Source organism: Rhizobium cauense, assembly GCF_019511525.1.
In the GTDB taxonomy this organism is placed as follows: domain Bacteria; phylum Pseudomonadota; class Alphaproteobacteria; order Rhizobiales; family Rhizobiaceae; genus Rhizobium; species Rhizobium cauense.
On sequence record NZ_JAEUAT010000001.1, the window covers coordinates 422,190 to 446,670 of the forward strand.

The 24,481-nt window shown below is 62.0% G+C and carries 26 protein-coding genes; 4 read left to right on the top strand and 22 right to left on the bottom strand.

The genetic code is table 11. From position 1 onward, the window contains the following. Positions 1 to 9 precede the first annotated feature (9 nt). The 7 genes from phnN to phnC form a co-directional block, all read right to left on the bottom strand. Entirely contained in the window at positions 10 to 609 is a 600-nt protein-coding gene (gene phnN, locus JNB88_RS02090) for a phosphonate metabolism protein/1,5-bisphosphokinase (PRPP-forming) PhnN (RefSeq protein WP_220354095.1), read from the bottom strand. Continuing rightward, positions 606 to 1,745, bottom strand: coding sequence for an alpha-D-ribose 1-methylphosphonate 5-triphosphate diphosphatase (locus JNB88_RS02095; RefSeq protein WP_220354096.1), 1,140 nt, complete (start codon positions 1,743 to 1,745; stop codon positions 606 to 608). Before JNB88_RS02095 ends, phnN begins: the two co-directional genes overlap by 4 nt. 13 nt (positions 1,746 to 1,758) lie before the next feature. After that, complete coding sequence (locus tag JNB88_RS02100; RefSeq protein ID WP_220354097.1) at positions 1,759 to 2,454, bottom strand: DUF1045 domain-containing protein; 696 nt, start codon at positions 2,452 to 2,454, stop codon at positions 1,759 to 1,761. A gap of 118 nt (positions 2,455 to 2,572) precedes the next feature. Beyond that, on the bottom strand, positions 2,573 to 3,919 hold the full coding sequence (phnE, locus tag JNB88_RS02105) for a phosphonate ABC transporter, permease protein PhnE (protein ID WP_220354098.1): 1,347 nt from the start codon (positions 3,917 to 3,919) through the stop codon (positions 2,573 to 2,575). Continuing rightward, positions 3,919 to 4,899 (bottom strand): phosphonate ABC transporter, permease protein PhnE, encoded by a 981-nt coding sequence (gene phnE / locus JNB88_RS02110; protein WP_037130838.1) that lies wholly within the window; start codon positions 4,897 to 4,899, stop codon positions 3,919 to 3,921. The genes phnE (JNB88_RS02105) and phnE (JNB88_RS02110) overlap by 1 nt, the downstream gene beginning before the upstream one ends. Before the next feature lie 70 nt (positions 4,900 to 4,969). Then, a complete protein-coding gene (gene phnD / locus JNB88_RS02115) occupies positions 4,970 to 5,881 on the bottom strand; it encodes a phosphonate ABC transporter substrate-binding protein (protein ID WP_220354099.1) in 912 nt (303 codons plus the stop codon). An 88-nt stretch (positions 5,882 to 5,969) separates the two neighbouring features. Next, complete coding sequence (gene phnC, locus JNB88_RS02120; protein WP_220354257.1) at positions 5,970 to 6,812, bottom strand: phosphonate ABC transporter ATP-binding protein; 843 nt, start codon at positions 6,810 to 6,812, stop codon at positions 5,970 to 5,972. Positions 6,813 to 7,119: 307 nt separating this feature from the next. Between phnC and JNB88_RS02125 the strand changes: the two genes are divergently transcribed. Further along, positions 7,120 to 7,332 (top strand): hypothetical protein, encoded by a 213-nt coding sequence (locus JNB88_RS02125; protein ID WP_220354100.1) that lies wholly within the window; start codon positions 7,120 to 7,122, stop codon positions 7,330 to 7,332. Positions 7,333 to 7,454: 122 nt separating this feature from the next. Beyond that, positions 7,455 to 8,387: a LysR family transcriptional regulator gene (locus tag JNB88_RS02130; RefSeq protein ID WP_220354258.1), complete on the top strand. Its 933-nt coding sequence runs from the start codon at positions 7,455 to 7,457 to the stop codon at positions 8,385 to 8,387. Here the strand turns inward: JNB88_RS02130 and JNB88_RS02135 are convergent. The 8 genes from JNB88_RS02135 to phnG form a co-directional block, all read right to left on the bottom strand. Then, entirely contained in the window at positions 8,338 to 9,075 is a 738-nt protein-coding gene (locus JNB88_RS02135; RefSeq protein WP_220354101.1) for an SDR family oxidoreductase, read from the bottom strand. The genes JNB88_RS02130 and JNB88_RS02135 overlap by 50 nt on opposite strands. A gap of 130 nt (positions 9,076 to 9,205) precedes the next feature. Continuing rightward, complete coding sequence (locus tag JNB88_RS02140; RefSeq protein WP_183753515.1) at positions 9,206 to 9,823, bottom strand: DapH/DapD/GlmU-related protein; 618 nt, start codon at positions 9,821 to 9,823, stop codon at positions 9,206 to 9,208. Next, entirely contained in the window at positions 9,820 to 10,530 is a 711-nt protein-coding gene (phnL, locus tag JNB88_RS02145; RefSeq protein WP_220354102.1) for a phosphonate C-P lyase system protein PhnL, read from the bottom strand. The genes JNB88_RS02140 and phnL overlap by 4 nt, the downstream gene beginning before the upstream one ends. Before the next feature lie 64 nt (positions 10,531 to 10,594). Next, complete coding sequence (gene phnK, locus JNB88_RS02150) at positions 10,595 to 11,371, bottom strand: phosphonate C-P lyase system protein PhnK (RefSeq protein ID WP_220354103.1); 777 nt, start codon at positions 11,369 to 11,371, stop codon at positions 10,595 to 10,597. After that, a complete protein-coding gene (locus JNB88_RS02155; RefSeq protein ID WP_037130851.1) occupies positions 11,368 to 12,249 on the bottom strand; it encodes an alpha-D-ribose 1-methylphosphonate 5-phosphate C-P-lyase PhnJ in 882 nt (293 codons plus the stop codon). The genes phnK and JNB88_RS02155 overlap by 4 nt, the downstream gene beginning before the upstream one ends. Beyond that, positions 12,246 to 13,355: a carbon-phosphorus lyase complex subunit gene (locus tag JNB88_RS02160; RefSeq protein WP_220354104.1), complete on the bottom strand. Its 1,110-nt coding sequence runs from the start codon at positions 13,353 to 13,355 to the stop codon at positions 12,246 to 12,248. The genes JNB88_RS02155 and JNB88_RS02160 overlap by 4 nt, the downstream gene beginning before the upstream one ends. A 3-nt stretch (positions 13,356 to 13,358) precedes the next feature. Beyond that, complete coding sequence (gene phnH, locus JNB88_RS02165; protein ID WP_220354105.1) at positions 13,359 to 13,967, bottom strand: phosphonate C-P lyase system protein PhnH; 609 nt, start codon at positions 13,965 to 13,967, stop codon at positions 13,359 to 13,361. After that, complete coding sequence (gene phnG / locus JNB88_RS02170; RefSeq protein WP_220354106.1) at positions 13,967 to 14,434, bottom strand: phosphonate C-P lyase system protein PhnG; 468 nt, start codon at positions 14,432 to 14,434, stop codon at positions 13,967 to 13,969. The genes phnH and phnG overlap by 1 nt, the downstream gene beginning before the upstream one ends. 98 nt (positions 14,435 to 14,532) lie before the next feature. On the opposite strand from phnG, the gene phnF reads away from it, so the two are divergent. After that, positions 14,533 to 15,264 (top strand): phosphonate metabolism transcriptional regulator PhnF, encoded by a 732-nt coding sequence (phnF, locus tag JNB88_RS02175; protein ID WP_220354107.1) that lies wholly within the window; start codon positions 14,533 to 14,535, stop codon positions 15,262 to 15,264. Between the two features lie 62 nt (positions 15,265 to 15,326). Here the strand turns inward: phnF and JNB88_RS02180 are convergent, their stop codons facing one another. The 7 genes from JNB88_RS02180 to mepA form a co-directional block, all read right to left on the bottom strand. Further along, positions 15,327 to 16,193: an oxidoreductase gene (locus tag JNB88_RS02180; protein WP_220354108.1), complete on the bottom strand. Its 867-nt coding sequence runs from the start codon at positions 16,191 to 16,193 to the stop codon at positions 15,327 to 15,329. Between the two features lie 179 nt (positions 16,194 to 16,372). Then, positions 16,373 to 17,008 (bottom strand): 2,3-bisphosphoglycerate-dependent phosphoglycerate mutase, encoded by a 636-nt coding sequence (locus JNB88_RS02185; protein WP_220354109.1) that lies wholly within the window; start codon positions 17,006 to 17,008, stop codon positions 16,373 to 16,375. 21 nt (positions 17,009 to 17,029) lie between these two features. Continuing rightward, a complete protein-coding gene (dapB, locus tag JNB88_RS02190; protein ID WP_220354110.1) occupies positions 17,030 to 17,854 on the bottom strand; it encodes a 4-hydroxy-tetrahydrodipicolinate reductase in 825 nt (274 codons plus the stop codon). Positions 17,855 to 17,875: 21 nt separating this feature from the next. Beyond that, positions 17,876 to 19,663, bottom strand: a complete 1,788-nt coding sequence (locus tag JNB88_RS02195) for an ABC transporter ATP-binding protein (RefSeq protein ID WP_220354111.1) — start codon at positions 19,661 to 19,663, stop codon at positions 17,876 to 17,878. A gap of 96 nt (positions 19,664 to 19,759) precedes the next feature. Continuing rightward, positions 19,760 to 20,791, bottom strand: a complete 1,032-nt coding sequence (locus JNB88_RS02200) for a glucokinase (RefSeq protein ID WP_220354112.1) — start codon at positions 20,789 to 20,791, stop codon at positions 19,760 to 19,762. 36 nt (positions 20,792 to 20,827) lie between these two features. Then, complete coding sequence (locus tag JNB88_RS02205) at positions 20,828 to 21,208, bottom strand: methylglyoxal synthase (RefSeq protein ID WP_037130870.1); 381 nt, start codon at positions 21,206 to 21,208, stop codon at positions 20,828 to 20,830. 93 nt (positions 21,209 to 21,301) lie between these two features. Next, positions 21,302 to 22,372 (bottom strand): penicillin-insensitive murein endopeptidase, encoded by a 1,071-nt coding sequence (mepA, locus tag JNB88_RS02210; protein WP_220354113.1) that lies wholly within the window; start codon positions 22,370 to 22,372, stop codon positions 21,302 to 21,304. Between the two features lie 224 nt (positions 22,373 to 22,596). Between mepA and JNB88_RS02215 the strand changes: the two genes are divergently transcribed. Beyond that, positions 22,597 to 24,435 (top strand): extracellular solute-binding protein, encoded by a 1,839-nt coding sequence (locus tag JNB88_RS02215; protein ID WP_220354114.1) that lies wholly within the window; start codon positions 22,597 to 22,599, stop codon positions 24,433 to 24,435. Positions 24,436 to 24,481 lie beyond the last annotated feature (46 nt).

Here is a 24,481-nt window from a genome sequence, read left to right on the forward strand (position 1 = left end):
CTCCCCGATTCAGGCCACTTCCGCGAGGAAGCCATTCAGCGCATCCACGATCCTGCTCTCGCCTTCTTCCAGCGAACCGCTGTTGTCGAGGTCAGTGACGTCGTAATCGCCGCGCACTGTCAGGGGCCCGCGAGCGAGCCGCGCCATGATGTCTTCATGCGTCTCGCGGCCGCGTGCTTCCAGACGGCTGGCCAGCACTTCGGCAGTTGCCGTTACATTGATGACCTTCAGCCGCGGGAAGACCGCCTTGAAATGGTGAAGCGCCGAACGGGAACCATTGGCGATCACCAGATTCCCTTGGGCGAGCGAGACCGACACCTCAGCCGGAATGCCATATTTCAAGCCGTGCGCTTCCCACCAGACCGCGAAGTTTCCGGCCTGCTCCATCGAAGCAAAGCCCTGGTCCGACACGGCGAGATGCTGCTCACCACCGGCATGGGTGTGGCGGGTGATGACGCGGCGGACGAAATGCACATCCGGACGCCCGTGGAAATGTTTGGCGGCCAGCGCCATCAGCGTATCCTTGCCGGCGCCGCTCGGGCCGACAACGACAACCATGATACCGCGCTCGGTGCCAGGAACGATGTGGGGTTCGTGCGACGGGATCATGCGACACGGCGCCCTTCGCGCCAGACAGAGCGGCTGACCGGAACGCCGTGATCGCGGAAGACGCGAACGAGATCGGCGCGCAGGCCGGTGGCGATGCGGCCACGGTCGTTGAGGCTGACAGTGCGCGCGGGCGTCGACGTGACCATGGCGATCGCCTTCGGCAGCGAAATGCTCTCGACCTCATCGGCGATCAGGAAGGGTGCGTAGAGCAGGCTAAGCGGCACGTAGTCCGAGGAGAGCACGTCGAGCACGCCGCGCTCGGCGAGATCGCGGGCGGCAATGTTGCCGGAGTGCGACTTGCCACGGACGATGTTCGGTGCGCCCATGAGAACGCTCATGCCATTCTCGTGCGAGGCCTTGGCAGCGTCGAAACTGGTCGGGAACTCTGCCAGGCGGACACCGTTCTCGATCGCTTCATCGACATGGGCGAGCGTTGCGTCGTCGTGGCTGGCGACGGTTATGCCGCGCTCGGCGCAGACCTTGGATATGGCCGTTCGGTGCGGCGTCGAGTTGCGCTCGGATTCCGATACGCGGCGATCGACGAACTTGGCGAACTCGGCATCGGAGAGGCCGCGCTTCTTCTGGTAGTAGAAGATGTACTGGTCCATCGTCTGGAACTGTCGCTGGCCGGGGGCATGATCCATCAGCGAGACGAGACGGACATAGGGATCGTTTTCAAAATCGGCGAAGTGCTGGAGCACGTTGTCGGCCGAGACTTCGCAGCGCAGGTGGATCAGATGTTCGGCGCGCAGGCGGCCTTCCTGCTCGGCCTTCTGGATCGCATCGGCCATCTCGCGCATCTCGCCATGCTCGAAGCCGCCATCTTCGTCAGCGCCCATGCGCAGGCAGTCGAAGACCGTCGTAATGCCCGAGGTGACGATCTGGGCATCGTGCGCCTGGATCGCCGCCGTCTTGTGCCAGCGCAGGCCGGGGCGCGGCGAATAGTGGCCTTCCAGATGATCGGTGTGGAGTTCGACGAGACCCGGGATCAGATAGTCGCCTTCGAAATCCTCGCCGACGCGAGAGCTGCCTGTCGAGATATCGGCAATCTTGCCGTCGCGAACGAGGACCGAGCCTTCGATGATTTCATCCTCGAGGACGATGCGGGCGTTGGAAAAGGCAGTTTCTTTAGTCATCGAATATGGTCTTTCAGCTTTTGGCGCCGGCAAGCGGCCACCAGGAATGGGCTTTGAACGGGGCGCCGCGCGCCTCCTCGACGAAAACGGCAAGGCCGGTAATTGCGAGTGGCCGCCCGGTAAAGGCGGCGAAGCGCTCCGCCAAAATGGCCTTCATTATGCCGGCACGCTCCTGCGGAACCTGGCCGGTCAGCGTCATGTGGAACCCGAAGTCATCCATCACATAGGGATAACCCCAGCGCAACAGATTGGCCCTCTGGCTCTCGCTCAGTTTCTCCGGATTGCGGCGCGCGATATCGGCATCCGACAATGCGGCACGAAACGGTTCGAAGGATTTTACCACCGTGGCTGCAAAATCCTGAAGCGGCGGATGCAAAAAAGCGGGAACAAGCGCAAAGAATTTACCCAACTGTCCGAGCACCAGTTCGGGAATCTGGAAGGCAGGCGTACGGGCGGCGAAATCCTCGACGACCTGGATCAGATCCTTCTCGGTGACGGAGGCCGCCAGATGGAACGGTGCCTTGATCGTCGCATGAAAGGCATATCGGCGAGGCTCGGCGGTCAGCTCGAACTGTTCGGCGGCCGACAGATCCGGATAATCGGGAGCCGGGTAAGTTTCGCCTGTGAAGGCGTCGCGGCCGAGCCAGAGCGCGGCCGTGCCGTTCAAGGGGTCATCCTTCGGCGGCGTGAAATAGAGTGCGTAGCGCAAGGCTCGTATCCTGGGAATCGTTCGGAATGCGGATTGCAGTCTTCAGTGATTTAACCGCCGCTGCAAGCTGGCCCCGGCTAAAAGATTTCCATGACAGAATGATGATGACGCACCGCTATCAGTGCGTCTTTTTTCCCATGACGCGCGAACGCAACGCATTCGAGATGTTGTCGAAGATAAAGACCACGATGAGGATCAGCAGCACCATATAGGCGACCTTGTCCCAGTCGGAATTGGTCTTCATCGATTCGAGCAGCTTGAGGCCGATGCCGCCAGCGCCGACGGCGCCGATAACGGTGGCCGAGCGGGTGTTAGATTCCCAGAAATACAGGGACTGCGAGATGAAGATCGGAAGCACCTGCGGAACGACGCCGAAACGCTGCACGATAACGGGTGGCGCGCCGACAGATTTCACACCCTCGCGCTGCTTGTCATCGACGTTCTCCAGCGCCTCGGCGTAGACCTTGCCGAGTGCACCGGTGTCGGTGAAGAAGATCGCCGCGATACCGGGAATTGGCCCAGGTCCGAAGGCGCGGGTGAAGAACAGCGCCCAGATCAGCATGTCGATCGAACGAAGAAAATCGAAGAGGCGCTTCGTCCCCCAGTTGGCGGCGCGGTTGAGGGTAATATTGCGCGCAGCAATGAAGGCCAGCGGGAAGGCGAAGAGCGACGCGAACAAGGTGCCAACGAAGGCCATCACCAACGTCTGCATCAGCTTGGAGAGAATGTCGCCGTGCTGCCAGCTGGCGTTGTTGAGGAAGTTGTCGAGTGCGAGCGAGGCGTTCGACTGCTGCGGATCGAGCCGCTCGCTGGAGAACATCAGGCCGGCAACATCGATAAGGCTGCGGCCCCAGAACGGCGACTGCGTGTCGAAGAAGAAGTTGGCCCAGCCGAGGAAACGGCGCTGAACATAGGCCTGCGAGGTGCGGATTTCCGCCTGCCCCTCGAAACCGAAGGAAACGATGACCTTGCTGTCGTCCTGCTTCATGGCGGCCGGTGCGCCCGCCGGCAAGATGGCGCGATCCGGCGTGATCTCGACCGGGTACAGCTTGCCACCAAGATAGACGTCGACATGCTGAGGCGTCACTTCGAGACGATCCGCCTCGCTGCCGTAGGTGACGGTGTAGCCGCCGTCGGCCGTTGGCCGCAGCCAGTCGATGGCCGCACCCTGCGGATACTGGCCGCGGCTCGTCCACTGCGCCGTTACCTTGCCATCCTGGAAACGCAGGCGCGGCTGGGCGCGCCAGGAGTACCAGTCCTGAACGTAGATCGAAGCGCGCTCCCAGTTGCCGTTGACGAAGGTGGGAATGACCTTGAAAAAGTTGAAGCACAGCGCGAGATAGACAAGCACGATCGCGGCTGCCAACAACAGGCCCCAGCGCTGCAGGAAGCTGCGATGGAAGACTTCGGGATAGCTTTCCAGCAGGCGCTGGCGATCGGCGGCGTTAACTGTCAGCGACGACATCAGGCTGCTCCTCGGCCGAATTCAAAGGATTGCTTGCCGATCATCCGGCGGCGCAGCCAAGCGGAGAACTGGTCGACGCAGACGACGGTGATGAGCAGCAGGATGATGATGGCGTAGGTCTTGGCGGCGTGATCGCGGCCGATTGCCAGGCTGAAGACCTCGCCGATACCGCCGCCGCCAACGGCGCCGATGATGGTGGAGGCGCGCACGTTGATCTCGAGGCGCAGCAGCGTGTAGGAAACGAAATTCGGCATGACCTGCGGCAGGATCGCGAAGCGTACACGTTCGAGCCAGCTGGCGCCCGCGGCGCGCAGCCCTTCGTCCGGTTTCATGTCGGCATTCTCGACGACCTCGAAGAAGAGTTTCCCGAGCGCTCCAATCGTGTGCACGGAGACGGCGATGATGGCCGAGATGGGACCGATCGACAGGATCGCTGCCAGCAGCCCGGCGATGACGATCTCCGGGAAGGCGCGCAAGATTTCCATGATGCGGCGAACCACCCAGCGCGTTACGCCGGCGCCGACCAGATTGGTGGAGGCGAAGAAGCAAAGCACGAAGGCGCCGGTCGCGCCGAGAATGGTCGAGACAATGGCGACGTTGATGGTGATCGCCAGCTGATAAAAGAAGTTCGGAATGTAGAAGCTGTCGGTAATATAGACGCGATCGCTGACGTAATCGTATTTGATCGAACCGTCAGCATAGGGCGACGGCAGGTCGAACATGGCGCGGAAGATCTCCAGCGGGCTGTCCGGCACGAAATGCTTCATGAAGTCGAAGAAGTAAGGCAGCCGTTCGAAGAACTTGCCGGAATTGGCGTTGTTGGCGAAATCAAGCGAAGCGCCAAGCACAATCAGGAACACCACGATCGAGATCACGGTGTAGATACGCCGTGTCCTGACCTGCTGCTGGTAGTGATCGAGAATAGTGCGGGAGCCTTGCTGCAGTCCGCTCATGTGGTCGGATTCGGCCACGTGCGCCATTGTGAGCATCCTTCTTGAACGAACGGCGGCATCATAATGATGCCGCCGCAGAGATATTCAGATCTTCAGATCAGCCGCCGATAACCGACTTACGAGCGTCGATGATCGTCTGGTAGAAGGACTGGTCGACCGGAGTCCAATCGACGTAACCGCCGCCGGTGAAGCTTTCGAAGCAGGTCTTGTCGGTCTTCGGCAGCTCGGCGAAGTAGGCGGTGACCTTCTTCTGGATGTCTTCAGGCAGCTTGTTGGAGACCATCAGCGGGCCGTTCGGGATCAGCGGCGACTTCCAGACCTGAACGATATCGTCCATGTCGAGGAGGCCCTTGGTGACCATGATGTGCAGGTTGCCGGAGCTGTAGCCCTGGGCCCAATCGCCGGTGGCCGAACCGAAGGTCGTGCCGACGTCGAATTTCTTGTCGAGAACGCCGAGAACGAGGTTCTCATGGCCGCCGCCGAAGCCGGTTTCGGAGAAGAACTGCTTGACCGGCATGCCGATGTCCTTCGGCAGCGAGACGTTCGGGACGAGGTAGCCCGAGGTCGAATCCGGATCAGCGAAGCCGAGCTTCTTGCCCTTGGCGTCGGCGAGCGTCTTGATGCCGGAATCCTTGCGGGCGACCATGATCGAGTAGTAGCCGTTCGAGCCGTCTGCCTGCTTGGTGGTCAGAACCGGGGTCACGGCATTCGGATCCTTGAGGTAGATCGAGGCGTAGGAGGAAGCGCCCATCATGGCCATGTCGATGGTGCCGCCGAGAAGGCCCTGGATGACACCGTTGTAGTTCGGCGACGGGAAGATCTGGACTTCCGAAACGCCGGTTGCAGCGACGAGGCCCGGCTTGACGCATTCGGTGCGGCGAACCTGGTCGGCTTCGTTTTCGCCACCATCGAGACCGATGCGCAGGACCTTGACGTCCTGTGCGTAGGCCTGGCCGGCGACGGTAGCGACGGCGACGGTCGCCATCAGGATCTTGCGGAACGAAGACATGGTATTCTCCTTTGGTGACTTTGGACTTAGCTTTTTAGGTAATCGGGGATGTGCGATCTTCCGGCTGTTTCCCCCGGCCGGAAACTGGTCAGCGCATGACGGCGGATGCGGCCATCACGCGGGATACGGCGTCTTCCTTGCCCTTGACGGAGACGAGGCTGGTCGAGGTCATGGATTCATCAATGCCGGCCCCGTTCTTGTCCGTGCCGTAAATCTCGTTGACGGCACTGGCCGTCAGTTCGGACGGCTTGCCGTCGAAGACAACGCGGCCGCCGGCCATGCCGACGATGCGCTCGCAATAGCTGCGGGCCGTATCGAGCGTGTGAAGATTGGTGATAACAGTGATGCCTTCGCGCTCGTTAATGTCGCGCAAGGCGTCCATGACGATCTTGGCGTTCAGCGGATCGAGCGAAGCGATCGGCTCGTCGGCGAGCAGCATCTTCGGGTTCTGCATCAGCGCGCGGGCGATCGCCACGCGCTGCTGCTGACCACCGGACAGTGTTCCGGCCAGCTGCAACGCAGTCTGCTCGATGCCGAGCCGCTCGAGGGCCGCAATTGCGTGGATGCGCTCTTCGCGGGTGAAGATGCCAAGCAGGCTCAAGGCGGTCGAGCGATGGTTGAGGCGGCCGAGGATGACGTTGGTCATCACGTCCAGACGCGGAACCAGATTGAACTGCTGGAGGATCATCGCGCAATCGCGCTGCCAGTTTCGCAGCCCCTTGCCGCGCAGCCTGGAGACTTCCGCGCCATCGAAATGGATCGAGCCAGAGCTCGGCTCCTGCAGGCGATTGATCATGCGCAGAAGCGTGGACTTGCCGGCACCGGAACGGCCGATGATGCCGACCATCTGGCCCTGAGGAATATCGAGCGTCACGGAATCGACGGCCGTCTTGTTGCCGAATCGACGGGTGACATTCTTCAGCTCGAACATCATGCTCTACCTCATAGTCCAGATGCGATATGACGGAGTGCATTAGGCCCGGTTCATGAAGCTCCAATGTCAGTTTTGTGTAAGGACTGTCATAATCGACGCTTTGACCAATGCCGAAACGCAGTCGAGCACAGGCATGCCATCGTTCCGTGCGCCGGATAAGCAACAGATCGGACAGGAACCTTCATCGGGATCTGAACTAGCGGTCACCGATCTGGCCGGCGCGAGAGATATGCCCTCTGGCAGTTGACCCAACCGCCGGTCGATGGCAGGCAATCTCCGACCCCGACGATAGTGGAGTAAAGCGATGGATCAGACACTCTTCAAAAACCTGTGCAAAGACGGGAAGTTCAAAGAGGCACTCGCTCTCGCCATTCGTGGACATGAAGACGAGAAGTTCACGCCCAGCCGCTTCTCGATGGATAAAAAGACGGGATTGCCGATCTTCTACCGCGGCAACAAACGCGTGGAACCGGATGAGACCGGCGAATGGCAGTTGGCGAAGAATCCGTGGGGCTGATACGAAGCCAATAGTCGATCGCGGCAACATTGACCACGCCAAGGACGATGTGCCAGCATCGCGCCATTGGCGATGAGCAAAGCCACTTCCCCGCGCTCTTTCTGACACCGGTTCGGCAGTCGATGCATCCGAGACTCCTCAAGACATTCCTCGCGGTCGCCCGGCATCGCAATTTCACCCGGGCAGCGGCGGACGTTCATCTAGCCCAATCGAGTGTCAGCGATCAGATCCAGTCGCTGGAGGCAGAGCTTGGCGCCTCCCTCTTCGAGCGGTCGAAACGCGGACTGGAACTGACGCCGGCCGGAGAAACGCTCCGTCGCTATGCTGATGAAATCCTTGCTCTGACAGAAGAGGCTCGAACGGCTGTTGCGGCGGAAGCCGGCCAGCAGGATCGCATCAGGATCGGCGCGTTGGAAACAGTTGCATCCACGATGCTTCCCGAATTCCTATCCGGCTTCCAAAAGCTACATCCCTCAATGGAGTTGCGGCTCAGCGTGGCAGGCAGCGGCGACCTGCTCCGCAAGCTGGAAGAGGACGATATCGATGTTGCCGTCTTCTTCGATCGGGGAGACCTCGATGAGCGCTTTGTCAAACGGACGCTCCAGACCGAACCCGTCGTCCTCATCACGCCCGCGACCGGATCCGCGTCACAAAATCCCGGCCTGCACGAGCTTGCTTCGTTGAGCTTCGTGGCAACGGAAGTCGGCTGCGTCTACCGCAGCGTATTCGACAAGGCGTTCGCCGACGCCGGCTTGGCGGCGCCGAAGCTCGCGTCCGAGGTCGGCAGCATCGGAACAATCGTGAGGATGGTGGCAGCGGGCGCTGGCTTCGGTCTCGTTCCGCGTCTGGCCGTGATCGATGCCCTTGGTGACGGCACGATCCGCGAAATGCCCTGGCCAGGGCCGACCGGAACGGTGTCGCTGGTGATGATCTGGCGGCGCCGGCGTGTGCAGCCGTCCGGCCTCCGGGCCTTTCTGACGGCTGCGAGCGATGGTTTCGTAGCCGCTAGACCAGGCGATGACCGCCTTCGACGTGCAGTATCGTCCCTGTCGTGAAGCCATTGCCCATCAGGAAACTGATGGCGTCGGCGATGTCGTCAGGCTTTCCTACGCGCCCGACGGGAAGCCGCTCTGCCATGGCGTTCAGGGTCTCGTCTTTCCTGTCGCCGGCAACGAATTCCCAGATGGGCGTATCCACCCAGCCGGGTGAGACCGCATTGATGCGGATCGGCGCGAGCTCGACCGCAAGCGCCCGGACCAATCCTTCGAGCGCGGCATTGACCGCCGCGACCGCCGAACCGCGCACTGAGGGACGGTAGGCCGCTATCCCCGATGTGAATGTGATCGAACCCTTGGCCGCAAGGGTGGGTGCGCCGTGCTTGGCAAGCAGCAAGGGTCCGTAGAGCTTGCTTTCGACAACACGTTGGACGGCGTGCAAGTTGATGGAGGGCAGCAATTCGTAGGCACCACTGATCTCCGCGGCCGTGCTAACGATGTGGTCGAACGCTTCGAAGCGTTTGAAGAGATCGGGAACCTGGCTCTCCTCGGTGATATCGACCGCGACGGTGCGAAGTGCGGCGGGGTTTCGAAGGTCTTCGCGAGCGCGGGCCAGCTTCTCCTCGCTGCGCCCTGCGATGACGACTTCGGCACCGCCGGCGAGGCTGCGTCTTGCGAGCGCCAGCCCCATGCCCGAGCTGCCGCCGACGATAAGAATTCTCGAGTTTCTGATTTCACCGGTTTCCATGTCGTTCTCTCCTGATGATCTTGCAGGCGGATCATTGGCAGGCGAAGGCGGAAGCGGGAAACGGAGAAAATCGATAGCGTCATCGGAGATTCCGATGGAGCAAAAGGAAACGGCCCCGAGGGGCCGTTGATCATGCTTCGTAGCGGGCGAGGAAATCTTCGGCGCTCAGCGCGCGGAAATCGGCCAGCGCAACGCGCAGGCGGTCGTGCTCCCAATCCCACCAGGCGAGCTTGTCCATCCGTTCACCGACCTCTTTCGGGAAGCGTTCGCGGATCAGCTTGGCGGGGACGCCACCGACGATGGTGTAGGGGGCGACATCCTTGGAGACCACGGCCCCGGCGCCGATCACCGCTCCATTGCCGACCGTGACGCCGGGCAGGATGGTGGCGCCATGGCCGATCCAGACGTCATGGCCGATGACGACGCGGTTGGAGCGGCGCCATTCGAAGAAGTCGGTCTCCATATCGGCATCCGGCCAATAATCGGCGGCGCGATAGGTGAAATGGTGCAGCGTTGCGCGCCAGGTCGGGTGGTTGGTGGCGTTGATACGCACCGAGGCGGCGATGTTGACGAACTTGCCGATCGTCGCGCACCAGATGGCGCCATCCTGCATGACATAGGAATAGTCGCCAAACTCGACTTCCTCGATGCGGCAACGCTCCGAGACCTCCGTGAAGCGGCCGAAGGTGGCGTTCTTCACGGATGCGGTTTCATGGAAATAGGGCTCGAGGCCAATCTTGCGGCTCATGCTGCGATTGCCTTTCGCGGCGAGAACTTCTGGACGTCGAGAATGCGGTCGGCAACGGCTTCGCGCACTTCCTCATCATGGAAGATGCCGAGAAGCGCGACACCCGCCTTCTTCTTCTCCTCGATCATGCCGACGACGACGGCGCGGTTCCTGGCGTCCAGCGATGCGGTCGGCTCGTCGAGCAGCAGGACCGTGTGATCGGTGATGAAGCCGCGGGCAATGTTGACGCGCTGCTGCTCGCCGCCGGAGAAGGTGGCGGGCGGGAGCTGCCAGAGCGCTTCCGGCACGTTCAGCTTCGAGAGAAGGTCTGCGGCCTTCTCGCGCGCCGTTTCCGCCTTCTCGCCACGGGCGACCAGCGGCTCGGCAACAACGTCGATCGCCGCGACGCGCGGAACGGTGCGCAGGAACTGGCTGACATAGCCAAGCGTATGGCGGCGCACGGCGATGACCGTGCGCGGGTCCGCCGTTGCCAGATCGACGATCTTGTCGTGATGCTTGATGAGGATCTGGCCGCTATCGACGGCGTAGTTGCCGTAGATCATCTTCAAGAGCGAGCTCTTGCCGATGCCAGACGGGCCGCCGAGCACGACGCATTCCCCGCAGGCCACAGAAAAGGATACATCCGAAACGACAGGCAGCTTGATGCCGTCGCGCAGGTGCATGGTGAAGCTCTTGACGACTTCAGAAACAACGAGTGGCGTTGCCATGATTTCTTTCCTTAGTTTCGCTTGCCGCGGACACCGGTAGCCGGAGTCAGAACGGCATTCGCGATCAGACCTGCAGGATGGAGGAAACGAGGAGCTGCGTGTACGGCTCGCGCGGGTCGTCGAGCACGCGATCGGTCAGCCCCTGCTCGATGACATGGCCATCCTTCATCACCATCATGCGGTGCGACAGCAGGCGCGCGACGGCGAGGTCGTGGGTGACGATGATCGCAGCAAGGCCGAGATCGTTGACAAGGCCGCGAACGAGATCGAGCAGGCGGGCCTGCACGGACACGTCGAGGCCGCCGGTCGGCTCGTCCATGAAGACCAGGCGCGGGCCGGTGACCAGATTGCGGGCAATCTGCAGACGCTGGCGCATGCCGCCCGAGAAGGCCCGCGGCTGGTCGTCGATACGGCCTTCGTCGATCTCGACGCGCTGCAGCCAGTCGATGGCGGTGGAGCGGATATTGCCGTAGTGGCGGTCGCCGATCGCCATCAGGCGTTCGCCGACATTGGCACCGGCCGAGACCGTCATGCGCAGACCGTCAGCCGGATTCTGATGCACGAAACCCCAGTCGGTGCGCATCAGGAAGCGGCGCTCGGCCTCGTTCATGCGGTATAGGTCGCGATAGGCGCCGTCGCGCATGTGGTATTCGACGCTGCCGGTCGTCGGCATCAGGCGGGTCGAGATGCAGTTGAGCAGGGTCGTCTTGCCTGAGCCGGATTCCCCGACGATGGCGAGCACTTCGCCGGGCCAGAGTTCGAAGGCGACGTTCTTGCAGCCGATGCGGTTGCCGTAGAACTTCGAGACGTCATTGACTTTGAGAAGCGGGGTGTCGCTCATTCGGCGGCCTCCTGATTGGGTGCCAACATCTCGCCGGCATGCCCATGGGCGCGGCGGTCTTCGCAATGGTCGGTGTCGGAGCAGACGAACATGCGCCCGCCCTTGTCATCGAGGATGACCTCGTCGAGATAGACCTCCTCGGCGCCGCAGAGCGCGCAGGGCTTGCCGAAGCGCTGGATCTCGAAGGGGTAGTCGTCGAAATCGAGGCTGACGACTTCGGTATAGGGCGGAACGGCATAGATGCGCTTCTCGCGGCCTGCCCCGAAGAGCTGCAACGCATCCGACATGTGCATTTTCGGATTGTCGAACTTTGGCGTTGGCGACGGGTCCATGACGTAGCGGCCGGCAACCTTGACCGGATAGGCATAGGTCTTGGAGATGCGGCCGTTATGCGCGATGTCCTCGTAGAGCTTCACATGCATGAGGCCATATTCCTCAAGCGCGTGCATCTTGCGGGTCTCGGTCTCGCGCGGTTCGAGGAAGCGGAGCGGTTCCGGGATCGGAACCTGGTAGACGAGCACCTGGTTGTCGCCGAGCTTTTCTTCCGGGATGCGGTGCCGGGTCTGGATGATCGTCGCATCCTTGGTATGGGTGGTGACGGCGACATTGGCGACCTTCTGGAAGAAGGCGCGGATCGAGACGGCGTTGGTCGTGTCGTCGGCACCCTGGTCGATGACCTTCAGCACGTCATCCGGGCCGATGATCGAGGCCGTGACCTGCACACCGCCGGTTCCCCAGCCGTATGGCATCGGCATTTCGCGGGAGGCGAAAGGCACCTGATAGCCGGGGATGGCGATCGCCTTCAGGATCGCGCGGCGGATCATGCGCTTCGTCTGTTCGTCGAGGTAAGCGAAATTGTAGCTGGCTAGGTCGGTCATTCCGCAGCCTCCTTCATAGTATCGTCGCCGCCGATGCGGTTCGCTTCGAATTCGTTGCGCATGCGGCGGACCAGATCGAGTTCTGCCTGGAAGTCGACGTAGTGCGGCAGCTTCAGGTGCTCGACGAAGCCGGTCGACTGGACGTTATCGGCATGCGAGATGACGAATTCCTCGTCCTGCGCCGGCGCGGTGATGTCCTCGCCGAGTTCTTCGGCGCGCAGCGCACGGTCAACGAGCGACATCGACATTGCCTTGCGTTCGCTCTGGCCGAACACCAGGCCGTAGCCGCGGGTGAACTGCGGCGGCGCCTTGGACGAACCCTTGAACTGGTTGACCATCTGGCATTCGGTGACCTGGATAGTGCCGAGCGAGACGGCGAAGCCGAGTTCGGGAACATCGAACTCAACCTCGACCTCACCGATGCGGATTTCGCCAGTGAAGGGATGGTTGCGGCCGTAACCGCGCTGTGTGGAATAGCCGAGCGCCAGCAGGAAACCTTCGTCGCCGCGGGCCAGCGCTTGAAGGCGCAGATCGCGGGTCATCGGGAATTCCATCGGCTCGCGGGTCAGGTCGCCGATCTCGTGATCCTCCGGCATTTCACCGTCGCCCTCGATCAGGCCTTCCTGCGAGAGGATTTCCGAAACGCGCATGACGCGGCCGGATTCGGCATCGCGAAGCGTCGGCTCCTCGACGGCTTCGTCGGTCAGTAGCGACGGGTCGAGGAGGCGATGCGTATAGTCGAAGGTCGGGCCGAGCAGCTGACCGCCGGGCAGATCCTTGTAGGTGGCGGAGACGCGGCGCTCGATCTTCATTTTCGCTGTGTCGACCGGCTTGCTATAGCCGAAGCGCGGCAGCGTCGTGCGATAGGCGCGGAGCAGGAAGATCGCCTCGATCATGTCACCGCGCGATTGGCGGACGGCGAGAGCGGCCAGCGTACGATCGTAGAGCGAGGCTTCAGCCATGACGCGGTCGACCGCCAGCGCCAGCTGCGCAACGATCTGGTCGATACCGATAGCCGGCAACGAACGGTCGCCGCGACGGCGATCCGCCAGCAGGCGATGGGCGTTGGCAATGGCGGCTTCGCCCCCTTTGACAGCAACATACATGGGTCACATCTCCGTTGCGGTGATCTTGGTGGTGCGCGGCAGGCAGACAAACCGGCTGCCCGAGGTCAGCGCGATGTCGATGCCGCGCGGGAAGAGGGCGCGGTTCTCCGTCCAGAGGCGCAGGAAGGTATCGGGCAGGCCGAGCGGCGCGATATCGGTGACCGTCTTGATACCCGGGCCCATGAGCGCCAGCTTGCGGCCGCTTTCGATATCCGCCAGTTCGATGACCAGTGTCGTCGAACGGTCCGGATATTCCTGCGTGCCGGCGGCAAAGAGACCGAAGGACGACAGCGGCGTTCCAGCTTCGACGAAGGCGAAGCGCGCTTCGGCCTTCTCCGGCGTGACAGGCGCGCCGGTGTGGAAGCCGAGCCATTGCGGCACGGCGGATTTTGCGAGCCCCGATGACAGCCAGACGGGCGTGTCATGGTCGCAGAGCGTCAGCGCGATCGCACCTGCTGCAACGCCGAGGGGGGCCGGCGGCAAAGCATCGGGGGAGACCGTCTGGATCGTGCCCGGACGCGCCATCGCATCCATCATCAGCTTGAACACGCTCTGGGCGTGGAAGACCGGCTCAGCAAAGCCACCAGTCAGAACTTCCGTCTTGAGGCTCATCAGTCGTCTCCGCGAACCATGGTGAAGAAATCGACGCGGGTTGCTGCCGTCTCATCGGCCTTGCGGCGATCGGCATCGGCCACGCGTGCGGCGATCGGCTGCAGAAGCGCCTGCTCGACGAAGGATTGCGTCGCCTGCTCCTGCCAGAGCGCGTCGAAGATGGCGGAAAGCCTGGCCTTCTCACGATCGGTGCCGAGCGCCTGGGCGTGACCGACGGAGCCCGATGCAAGGCGCACGGTGGCGCGTGTCACAGTCACTTCACCGAGGTTGAACGGCGCACCGCCGCCGCCCATCCTGCCCCGGACCATGACGAGGCCTGTTTCCGGGCCGCGCACCGGCTGGACCACCGGCTTTTCCGCCAGCTTGTCCCATGCCTCGACCAGCTCCTGCCGCTCCGCACGCGCAAGCAGGTCGACGACGCGCTTGCGCCCACCTGCCCCCGGCTCATTCTTTTCCGCTAAGGTCATCGCCACATCCTTTAAATGTCTATTGATATAGACAACTATACAAGATATGGTTACGCTTAAATCGGCGACATGACAAGCGTATGACATCAAGGGGCAAAATGGCTGGGCAGGTACAAAGACAGACGGGCGTGGCGCTGTGGCGGCAGATCGCCGACCGCATTCGACAGGCGATCAGCGCCGGCGCCTATGACGAGACCGGCATGGTGCCGCCAGAGACGGTGCTGGCGCTACAGTTCGGTGTCAACAGACATACGGTCAGAAGCGCGATCGCGGCCCTTGCCCAGGAGGGTATCGTGCGCGCCGTGCAGGGGCGCGGCACGCTGATAGAGCGCAAGGAGCGACTGAATTTCCCGATCACCAGGCGCACGCGGTTTACATCAGGGATCGGCGAGCAGGCGCGCGAGATGCGCGCACTGCTGCTTTCCCATTCGGAGGAGAAGGCCGACGCGGACGTGGCGCGCGGGCTGAAGATCCGGCCGGGCGAGCCCGTCATCCGCATGGAGACGGTGCGCAAGGCCGATGGCCGCCCGGTCTCCTGCGCGACGGCGTGGTTTCCGGCCGCGCGCTTTGGCGGCATGCCCGACGCCTACAAGCGGACGGAATCCATCACCAGGGCCTTTGCCGAGCTTGGACTATCAGACTACGTGCGCTCAACCACCGAGATCACCGCCATCCATGCCGACGAGGCGGATACCATAGCACTCGAACTGGCGCCCGGCGCGATCCTGCTGATCACCAAAGCTGTCAACACCGACCTCGAGGGCGTGCCGGTGCAATATGCGATCAGCCGGTTTGCTGCAGATCGGGTGCAGTTCACGATCGAGAATTGAACGGAGGGCGAGCCGTAGCTCCGGACCCGGGAACTTTCCGATCCCACCCGGAAGCAACCGACCTATTTTGCTTCCCAGGGAAATCGTCCCGCCCCTGCCCCCGGCTCGAAGTCGGTGGAGATGCTGAGGTCTCGCCATTGCCGATGGGCTTCTGCCCTGACGGCATCGTTCTGCTCCAAGCCACGAATGGCGTCACTGCCGAGCGGCAGGCGGAGTGGTGGTTCAGCGAGGCCGGCGACATAGAGCACTGCGGCAGCAGCTTTCGCCGGATCGCCTGGCTGCTTGCCGTTGTAGTCGCGCTGATAGCGGGCCATCTTGCCGACAGTGTCTTCGTATTCCGGACGCCCCTCGCGGAGCGTGGTGGAGGCGCCGGCAAAATCGGTCCTGAAGCCGCCCGGCTCGATGATCGTCACTTTGATGCCGAGTGGGCCGACCTCTCTCGCGAGCACTTCGGAGAACCCCTCGACGCCCCACTTGGCGGCCGCGTAGGGGCCGCGCCCCGCCGGGCCGATACGGCCGCCGACAGAGGAAAACTGGATGATGTGGCCGAAACCCTGCTCGCGCATCAGCGGTAGCGCTGCCTTGGTAACGATGATCGTCCCGAACAGGTTGGTTTCGATCTGAGCGCGGAAATCGGCAAGGCTCGTATCCTCGATCGATCCGACGTCACCATAACCGGCATTGTTGACGAGCACGTCGAGACGACCGAATGTTTCGACCGCCGCCTTAACCGCTGAAGCAGCCGATTGCTCGTCGGTTACGTCAAGAAAGATCGTCAGGACATTCTCGGCGTAGCGCTTCTTGAGATCCTCAAGCTGCGGAAGGTCGCGCGCCGTCGCAACCAACTTGTGCCCTGCTGCCAGCACCGCTTCCGCAAGCGCCCTGCCGATCCCGCGGGAACTGCCGGTAATCAACCAAACCTGCGACATCAGAAACTCCTTGATCCGTCAGAAGGCCACATAGGGCTTCATCGTGAAAGAAGGCGGCTGATGGGGCTATACATACCTTATGGTAGCTGACCTAGACGATGGTATTCTGGCCGCCGCAGATGATGCGTCACACAAAGTTAAAACGCGCCGCGCCTCCAATGACACGCGGCGCTTTTCTATCAATGCGCGCCGGACATGTCGCCGAGCACTTCCTTGGAAGCGACCGTCGAATCGGCGTTGAGCTTGTAGACCATGGGCACGCCAGTCGCGAGGTTGACGCCGAGTATCTGTTCCTTGGTCAGGCGGTCGAGCACCATGACCAGCGAGCGCAGCGAGTTGCCGTGGGCGGCGACCAGCACCTTTTCGCCACGCAGGACGCGAGGGAGGATTTCCGTCAGGTAGTAGGGCCAGACGCGGGCGCCGGTGTCGCGCAGGCTTTCGCCACCCGGAGGCGGAACGTCATAGGAGCGGCGCCAGATATGGACCTGCTCCTCGCCCCACTTGGCGCGGGCGTCGTCCTTGTTGAGACCGGAGAGATCGCCGTAGTCACGCTCGTTCAGGGCCTGGTCCTTGATCGTCTTAAGGCCTGGCTGGCCGACGTTGTCGAGGATGATCTTCAGCGTGTCCTGAGCGCGCTTGAGATCGGAGGTGAAGGCGATGTCGAACTTGATGCCATAGTCGGCGAGCGCCTTGCCGCCGGTGTTGGCTTCCTGAATGCCGAGCTCGGTCAAATCAGGGTTCTTCCAGCCGGTGAAAAGGTTCTTGAGATTCCAGTCGCTCTGGCCGTGGCGAACGAGGACGAGAGTGCCGCTCATGAAAAATGCCTCCTGACAATATCAGTGTTGGGAAAGCCCGAGCACGTCGAGCATGGAATAGAGACCTGGTTTCTTGTCGCGCGCCCAAAGGGCGGCCTTGATCGCGCCACGCGCAAAGATCGAACGATCGCCGGCGCTGTGCGACATGGTCACCATTTCGCCTTCGCCGGCGAAGACAACAGAGTGTTCGCCAATGACCGAGCCGCCCCGCAAGGTCGCGAAACCGATCGTGCCCGATACGCGCGGGCCGGTGTGGCCGTCGCGGACACGGACCGAATGCGTGGCGAGATCGATGCCGCGCCCCTTGGCGGCAGCCGCACCGAGAAGCAGGGCGGTACCCGAGGGGGCGTCGACCTTGCGCTTGTGGTGCATTTCGAGAACCTCGATATCCCAATCCGCGGGATCAAGGGCGCGCGCAGCCTGCTCGACGAGCACGCTCAGCAGATTGACGCCGAGACCCATATTGCCTGACTTGACGATGCGGGCGTGGCGGGCGGCCGCGGATACCTTCGCTTCGTCCTCTACCGAACAGCCTGTCGTGCCGATGATGTGGACGATACGGGCCTGAGCGGCGAGTGCGGCAAATTCGTTGGTCGCGGCCGGCGTGGTGAAATCCAGAACGCCGTCGGCATGCAGGAAGGCTGCGAGCGGATCGTCGCCGATGATGACGCCGTTCGGACCAAGCCCTGAAATCTCGCCGGCGTCCTTGCCGACGAAGACCGAACCCGGGCGCGCGACGGCGGCATGCAAGGTGACGCCATCAATCTCGTGAATCAACCGGATGAGCGCCTGCCCCATGCGACCTGCTGCACCAACCACCACCAGCTTCATCGCAGCATCGCTCATGTCAGTCGATCGTCCTATTCGTCAGCGGGCATCGGAGGCGGCAGGCCTCTGCAGATTGTTGAGGCGAGCGTAGAGACCGTCGCTGCGCTTCGCAAGGCTGTCATGGTTGCCTTCCTCCATGATCCGGCCCTGCTGCATCACGACGATCTTGTCGGCGCGTACAACGGTCGAAAGACGATGGGCAATAACAACGACGGTGCGGCCAACCATGGCTTCGTCGAGCGCCTTCTGGACCGCCGCTTCGGACTCGGTGTCAAGTGCCGAGGTCGCTTCGTCGAGAAGCAGGATCGGCGCGTTGCGCACCAGCGCACGGGCGATCGAAAGGCGCTGGCGCTGACCGCCGGAGAGGGTGACGCCGTTTTCTCCGACCGGCGTGTCGTAGCCTTGAGGCTGCGCCAGGATGAATTCGTGGGCATAGGCCAAGCGTGCGGCGCGCTCGACTTCCTCGTCGGTCGCCTCCGGGCGGCCATAGCGGATATTGTCGCGGATGGTGCCTTCGAACAGGTACGGCTGTTGCGAGACATAGGCCAGCTGCTCGCGCAACGACTTTTTGGTCACAAGCGCAATGTCCTGTCCGTCGATCAGGATCTGTCCGCCCTTCGGATCATAGAAGCGCGGAATGAGCGTGATGATCGTCGACTTTCCAGCGCCGGATGGTCCGACAAGTGCCGTCGTCTTCCCGCCCTCGGCGACAAAGCTGACGTCACGAAGGACTTCGTCGTCGCCATAGGCAAACGAAACGTTGCGGAACTCGATCCGGGCATCGGTGACCACAAGCGGCTTGGCACCGCTGACATCGCGCTGGTGCGGCACCATGTCGAGAAACTCGTAGATCATGCGCGCGTTGACAACGGCGCGCTCCATCTGCACCTGCAGGCGCGCGAGGCGGCGTGCCGGATCGTAGGCCAGCAGCAGGGCCATGACGAACGAGAAAAAGGCACCCGGGGGAATGTTGTAGTAGATCGTCCGGTAGGCGGCGTAGGCGAGAACACTGGCTACGGCAAGACCGGCGAAGCTTTCCGTGAGCGGCGCCGTCCTCTCGGACAGGCGAGCAATGCGGTTTGCACGCCGCTCGGCACTCACGACCAGTCTGTCGACCTTCTCCTCCAGCTGGGATTCCATGGTGAAGGCCTTGACGATGGCGATGCCCTGGATGGTCTCCTGCATCGCGCCGGCGACATGGTTGTTCACATGGATCGCATCCTTGGTCGCCGTGCGAAGCCGCTTCGACACATAGCGCAGGGCGTAAAGAAGCGGCGGCGCCAGAACGAAAACCGCCAGGCTGAGCAGCGGATCCTGGATAATCATCACCGCAAGCAGGGAGATGAATGTCAGGAGGTCGCGGACGGTCGAGGTGATGGTGAGGTTCATCACGTCGCGGATACCGCTGATATTCTGGTTGAGCTGCGAAACGACGTGGGCCGATCGCGTCTGGTTGAAGTAGCCGAGCGACAACTTCATCAGGTGCGAATAGGCGCGCTGCTGATAGCGCGCAACGATGTTGTTGCCGATCTTGGAGAGGACCACCGCTTGACCATAGCTCGCGAAACCGCGCGCCACGAAAGCAATGAAGATCGTAAAACAGATCGCCCAGACGATGTCCGCGCGTCGATTCTGGAACGCCTCATTGATCACCGACTTCATGATCCAGGCGGTGTAGGCCGTCGACAGCGCAACGGTGACGAGGCAGATTATGGCAAAAACGTAGCCCCACAGATGCTCACGGCCGTTTTCCGCAATGATGCGCTTCAAGATGCCGGTGATGCTGTCGCTCGTTACAGGCTTCTGCTGGGTGTCAGGTGCTTGCAAAAATCAGTCTTCCTGTGTGTCAGGACACGCGTGTCTTCATGGCTGCGTGCTCTCGCCCGGCTCTATAAAGAGTTGGCGGTCATTTGACCAGAGCCGCTATGCCCGCCAGCGACGGTCGTCCGTCGAGACCCCGAAGCTTGCGGGCTTGCGGGCATAGGAGGACAGACCCGCCAGCGCGGCAAGCGGATGCGTGACCACGTAAGTCGGGATCGTGGCGAGCAACTCCGAATGCGGCGCCTTGTCCTCGAAAGCAGCGCGGAACTCGGGTCTCCTTAGCGCCGGAAGGATCTTCTGGGAAATACCGCCAGACAGGAAGACGCCGCCACGCGCCATGAAGATCATCGCCATGTCACCCGCAACGCGGCCGAGATAGGTCGTGAACAGGCTGATCGTTTCGACGGCGACCTTATCGGAGCCGGCGAGTGCGTGCGAGGTGATGTCTGCCGGATCGGAGTAGACAGGGGCGATGCCATCCGCCGTGCAGATCGCCCGATAGAGGTTGACGATGCCGCGACCGGACAGGATCTGCTCAGCCGAGATGCGCCCTTCGATCGTTTCGACATGCGGGAAGATTTCGAGATCGCGTTTCGTGCGCGGCCCGAGATCGACGTGGCCGCCTTCGCCCGGAACCGGGATCCAGACGTCACGCGCATGCAGCAAGCCGCCGACACCGAGGCCGGTGCCTGGCCCGAGAACGACACGGGACGCAACCATGTCCTCATGCGCCGCCGCATCACCAAGGCGCTCGCGGTTCTCGTCAGACAGGTTGGCAATTGCCAGCGCCTGCGCTTCGAAGTCGTTGACGACAAGGACATCCTCAATGCCGAGGCCATCGATCATCGTCCGCGGGCGGACCACCCAATCGCAGTTCGTCAGCGGTATTTCATCCGCGCTGATCGGTCCGGCGACGGCCAGGATCGCAGAACGCGGTCGCAAGCTGCTCTTTTCGAGAATGCAGCTGCGGATCGCCTCGTCGATGGTCTCGAAGTCGGCGGTGCGCACGTTCGGGAAATTAATCTCCTCTGCCGCGGCGTCCGGGATGATCGCAAAGCGGGCATTCGTGCCGCCGATATCACCGATCAGGATCGGGAAGGGCATTGCGGTGTCGCTGGTATCGAGATGAGACATGACAGGTTCCGTGCGTGCGCGCTATTCGAGCGCCGGTTACGCGTGAAGGGTGGCGATAAGCTTGTCGGCGGTCGCTTCGTTGAGCGCCATCGGGATATCGTAGACGATTGCAAGGCGCATCAAAGCCTTGACATCGACATCATGCGGCATCGGCGTCAGAGGATCGACAAAAAAGATCAGCACGTCGACTTCGCCCGTAGCAATGAGCGCCCCGATCTGCTGGTCGCCACCGAGCGGACCGCTTTTCAAACGGGTTACGTCGAGGTCCGGAGCGGCTTCGAGCACCCGGCCGCCGGTCGTGCCCGTGGCGACGATCCTCCAGTTCGCAAATGTCTCGCGGTTGCGGCGGGCAAACTCCGCCATGTCATCCTTCTTCTGGTCATGCGCAATCAATGCAAGGCACTTGCCGCCGGCCATGAAAAGGGACCTCCGCCTGAAATTCAATCGATTTGGCTGCTTCTATACGATGCGCCCGCCTTTTGAAAGACCGCCACCAGCGTTGTCAAACCTTCACTCGCCGGAGGGCTTGTCGTCCGGCACCGGGCCGATGTCAGGCAGCGCATCGTCGGACGCCCCGGCAGGCATCACGGCCATCGGCGCGACTGCCGGGGCAGCGGCGGCTCCGCCAAATGTTGCCGCCTGAATGGAATCGACGGATGGTGCTGCGAGAACCGACGCGCAGGCATTCGGAAGATCGGAGACCATCACCTCGCGCGGCTTGACCGGTTTCACGCCGGGCTTTGGTGGCTTCGGCGGCGCCCATGGTTCCTTCGTGAACCACCATGCCAGCGGCTTGCCGCATCCATCGTCGGCAGGAACCGGCGCCTGCGGTTTGCACGAGGCTGCGCCCGGCGGGCACTTGATGCGGATGTGGAAGTGCGAATCGTGGCCGTAGATCGGGCGCAGCTTGCCGAGATTGGTGCGATCCCCCGTCCAGGTGTCACACATCTTCTTCTTGATGGCAGGATTGACGAAGATCCGCTCGACCTGGGGATAGCTCGCCGCACGCATCAACAGCCTGGCCCGCGATTCGGTCCAGACATTGGGATTGATGGTCAGGAACGCATTTTTCTGCAGCATCGTCGTGAAGGGCAGCGTTTCACGCTCCTCGATGCTCAAGGGGTGAGCGGGCATTGGCGTCAGCCAGATGTCTGCATCAAGTCCGATCTGGTGTGAGGCATGACCGTTGAACATCGGCCCGCCGCGCGGTTGCGAGATGTCGCCAACCAGCAGGCCAGGCCAGCCGTCATACTTAGCCGCGTCACGCGAGAGCCGCTCGAGGAGCGAGATCATGGCCGGATTGCCCCAGCGACGATTGCGCGAAAGCCGCATGGTCTGCCACGTGGGTCCATCGACCGGCAGCGCCACGGCGCCGGACATGCAGCCTTTCGCGTAGAAACCATAGGGTTGCGCTACGCCCTGGTTCGGCAGAGAGACGGAGCCGAAAATGGCTTTGGCACTGCCGGGACTCGGCTGCTTCTGTTGGGCAGCCACGTCACCCGCGACAACACTCGCGCCGAGCAGGCCGGCGAATGCCAATTTCAAAAATGTCTGGAAAGTTGCGTTGGTATGGAGAGCCATGCCATGTCCTGAGCGTCTGCGGCGCGCGGCCGAGTGATTTGCAGCGAATCTATCGTGAAAAGCAATTTTGGTGAATCGATGTTTTGCACGCCGAGACATCGAGCAGCCGTAATTGGCCAGGTTGGTCACGATCTCGCGAGCCAGACAAAAACTGGCCCCTCACCTGTTTTTCGCCTGCTTTTCGCCTATTGTCGGCGAAAGCAGAAAACAATCGGGGTTGGCGAATGGCGCTTACGTGGTCGAAACTTGGTGTGGTCTTTTCTCTTTTCGGCACATTGGCGCTGCCGCTGGCTGCGACGGCTCAGGACCTGGATTTCAAGATCGGCAGCTCCGTCATCAGCGAGCTGAAATACAAGCCGGGCTTCACCCACTTCGACTACGTGAACCCGGATGCTCCGAAGGGCGGCAATCTGAGGCTTTCGGCATCCGGTACCTACGACACGTTCAACCCGCTGCTTTCGAAGGGCCAAACGGCGGTCGGCCTGACGCTGCCGTTCGAGACGCTGATGAAATCGGCCGACGACGAATTGCTGGCCTCCTACGGGCTGCTTGCGGAAGGGCTTTCCTATCCGGACGACGTCTCGAGTGCGACCTTCCGGCTGCGCGCGGAGGCGAAGTGGGCGGATGGCAAGCCCGTCACACCCGAAGACGTGATTTTCAGCTTCGACAAGGTCAAGGAGCTCAACCCGCTCGCCTCCAATTACTACAAGCATGTGGTCAAGGCCGAGAAGTCGGGCGAGCGCGACGTGACCTTCACCTTCGACGAGAAGGATAACAAGGAGCTTCCCAATATTCTGGGTCAGCTCGTGGTGGTACCGAAGCACTGGTGGGAAGGCACCGGGCCTGACGGCAAGCCGCGCGATATCGCCAAGACGACGCTGGAACCGGTCATGGGCTCCGGGCCCTACAAGATCGCCGCCTATTCGGCGGGGGCCACGATCCGCTACGAGCTGCGCGACGACTATTGGGGCAAGGACCTCAATGTGAATGTCGGGCAGAACAATTTCGGCTCGATCACCTACACCTACTACGCCGACCGTGACGTTGAGTTCGAAGCCTTCCGCGCCGGCAACAGCGACTTCTGGCAGGAGACTCTCGCCGCGCGCTGGGCGACCGGCTATGATTTCCCCGCCGTCAAGGAAGGCCGCGTGAAGAAAGAGGACGTGCCGAATGCGCTGCGCGCCACCGGCATCATGCAGGCCATGGTGTTGAACACGCGCCGTGACACTTTCAAGGACGAGAAGGTCCGCGAGGCGCTGAATTACGGCTTCGACTTCGAGGAACTGAACCGCACTGTCGCCTTCAACAGCTACAAGCGCATCGACAGCTATTTCTGGAATACCGAGCTTGCCTCCTCCGGCCTGCCTCAGGGTCGCGAACTCGAAATCCTCAACGATCTCAAGGACAAGGTCTCGCCTTCGATTTTCACCACCGCCTACTCAAACCCTGTCGGCGGCGACCCGCAAAAGAGCCGCGACAACCTGCGCACGGCGATCAAGCTGCTGAAGGAAGCCGGCTGGGAGATCAAGGGCAACCGCATGGTCAATACTGAGACCGGCAAGCCGATGAGCTTCGAGATTCTGCTGTCTAGCCCGTTACTGGAGCGCTGGGCGGTTCCCTATGCCAACAACCTCAAGAAGATCGGCATCGACGCACGAGTGCGCACGGTGGACGCCTCGCAATATACCAACCGGGTGCGCAGCTTCGACTACGACATGATCTGGAACGTGTGGGCCGAGACGATGAACCCCGGCAACGAACAGGCGGACTACTGGGGTTCGGGCTCGGTGAACCAGCAGGGCTCGCGCAACTATGCCGGCATTTCAGACCCGGCAATCGACGCGCTGATCCGCATGGTGATCTTCGCGCCTGATCGAGACGAGCAGGTGGCAGCGATCAAGGCGCTCGACCGCGTGCTGTTGGCGGGCCACTACGTCGTACCGCTGTTCTACCGCGATACGCAGTCGATCACCTACTGGAACACGATCACCCGGCCGGCCGAATATCCGACCTACTCCACCGGTTTCCCGGATGTCTGGTGGTCGTCTTCCGCCAAGAAATGAGCGGACTTGCATTGGCCTGACGGCTGGGCTCCAAATGGGCCAGCCG